Annotated in this window: 2 protein-coding genes and 1 pseudogene; 2 read left to right on the top strand and 1 reads right to left on the bottom strand. The window is 63.6% G+C overall.

The features are described from left to right. Positions 1-352, bottom strand: a 352-nt coding sequence (locus AC1D00_RS39565) for a LysR family transcriptional regulator (RefSeq protein WP_477014423.1), incomplete at its 3' end; no start/stop codon positions are given. A gap of 103 nt (positions 353-455) precedes the next feature. Here AC1D00_RS39565 and AC1D00_RS39560 point away from each other — a divergent pair. Together AC1D00_RS39560 and AC1D00_RS39555 are read left to right on the top strand one after the other, a co-directional pair. Continuing rightward, positions 456-1,337 (top strand): SDR family oxidoreductase, encoded by an 882-nt coding sequence (locus AC1D00_RS39560; RefSeq protein WP_477014422.1) that lies wholly within the window; start codon positions 456-458, stop codon positions 1,335-1,337. Between the two features lie 206 nt (positions 1,338-1,543). Next, positions 1,544-1,794 (top strand): annotated as a pseudogene (locus AC1D00_RS39555) (GMC family oxidoreductase); the annotation flags it as partial.

The following is a 1,794-nucleotide window of genomic DNA, read 5'->3' as shown; positions in this document are numbered from 1 at the left end:
GATGTTTCAGCGCGAACAATGCGGCGAGTTTTCCCATCGCGGTCTGCGAGAAGAGGAGCGGCGCGCTGATCCGCAGCCTGCCGCGCGGCTTGTCTCCGCCGGAAGCGATTGCGGCGGCGGTCTCGTCGAGTTCGGCCAGCAACATCCCGGTTCGCTCGTAGAGCGCACGCCCTTCCTCGGTGAGCTTCAGGGCGCGTGCTCCGCGCTCGAACAGACGCAGATCGAGGCTGCTCTCCAGCTCCGAGACCCGGCGGGACAACGTCGCTTTCGGGCGGCCGGTGGCGCGGGCGGCCCGGCCAAACCCTCCGTGCCGGGCGACCAGGTTGAAGTCGGCGAGGGCAAGCAGGTCCATGTGTTCCATCAGCGAGACAACGTGTCTAAATATAGCGTCTATCGGCTCGAATGTGGATCACTAATTTGCGGGTGTCTTCTCAACCCCAACAGGAGTGATCCCCATGACTATCCTCGTTACCGGCGCCACCGGCCGTGTCGGCCGCCACGTGATCCAGCAACTCGTCAAGCGCGGCGCCGATGTGCGCGTGCTGTCCCGTGATCCCGCGAAGGCCGAATTCCCGGCTGGTGTGGAGGTCGTGAAAGGCGACCTGCTCGATATCGCTTCGCTGCGCGCCGCGTTCAGCGGCGTCAGCACGCTGTTCCTGCTCAATGCGGTGACGGGCGACGAATTCACCCAGGCGATCATCACGCTGAACATCGCCCGCGAGGCGGGCGTCGATCGGGTCGTCTATCTCTCGGTGATCCACGCCGATCGCTTCGTCAACGTGCCGCACTTCGCGGTGAAGTTCGGCGCCGAGCGGATGCTCGAGCAGATGGGTTTTGGCGCCACGATCCTGCGTCCGTCCTACTTCATCGACAATGATCTCACGATCAAGGATGTCATCGTCAACCACGGTGTCTACCCGATGCCGATCGGCAGCAAGGGAGTCGCCATGGTCGATGCCCGCGATATTGGGGAGGTCGCAGCGATCGAGTTGATCCGCCATGAGCAAGCTCAGGGCAAGCTGCCGGTCGAAACGATCAATCTGGTCGGCCCCGATACGCTGACCGGTTCGGATGTGGTTAAAATCTGGTCGGAGGTGCTGGGCCGTCCGGTCGCCTATGGCGGCGACGATCCCACCGGCTTCGAGCAGAATCTGGCGACCTTCATGCCGAAATGGATGGCCTATGAAATGCGCCTGATGGCCGAGCGCTTTGTCAGCGACGGCATGATCCCCGGGGACGGTGACGTCGCGCGTCTGACCAGGATCCTGGGCCGTCCCTTGCACTCCTATCGCGACTTCGCGACGCGGATCGCGGCGGCTGCGACAAAGTCGTCCTAACGGAAACAGCAACGAACCCCGGATGTCGCCACGACGCGATCTCCGGGGCTTCGACGTGACCTGCCAATAAAACCACGCTACCCTTTTGGCACAAGAACAAGAGGAAACGCCAATCGTGTACGACTACATTATCGTGGGCGGCGGCTCGGCGGGGTCCGTGCTGGCCCACCGGCTCTCCGCGAAGAGCGCTGGCCGACGCCTTCAAGTCCCATCATCCCGCGACAGAGCCGATCGTCGAGTTCAACCTGCTGTCCGACCGGCGCGACCTCGATCGCCTGATGAGCGGCTTCCGCAAGATGGCGGCGGTGCAAATGAGCGAAGCCGTGAGGAAGGTGACGGACAAGCCGTTCCCGGCCGCCTATACCGACCGCGTCCGCAAGATCGGCGTGGTCAACAACACCAACAGGATTCTGACCACGATCGCCGCGGCCCTGATGGACGGGCCGGCGGCGCTGCG

The organism is Bradyrhizobium sp. P2_E8, assembly GCF_056403875.1.
The sequence above is the reverse complement of the archived record's forward strand: the minus strand, read 5'-3'. Positions and strand labels throughout refer to the sequence as shown.

Coding starts and splice junctions, on each gene's coding strand:
- AC1D00_RS39560 (WP_477014422.1), top strand. CDS start 456: ATGACTATCCTCGTTACCGGCGCCACCGGCCGTGTCGGCCGCCACGTG.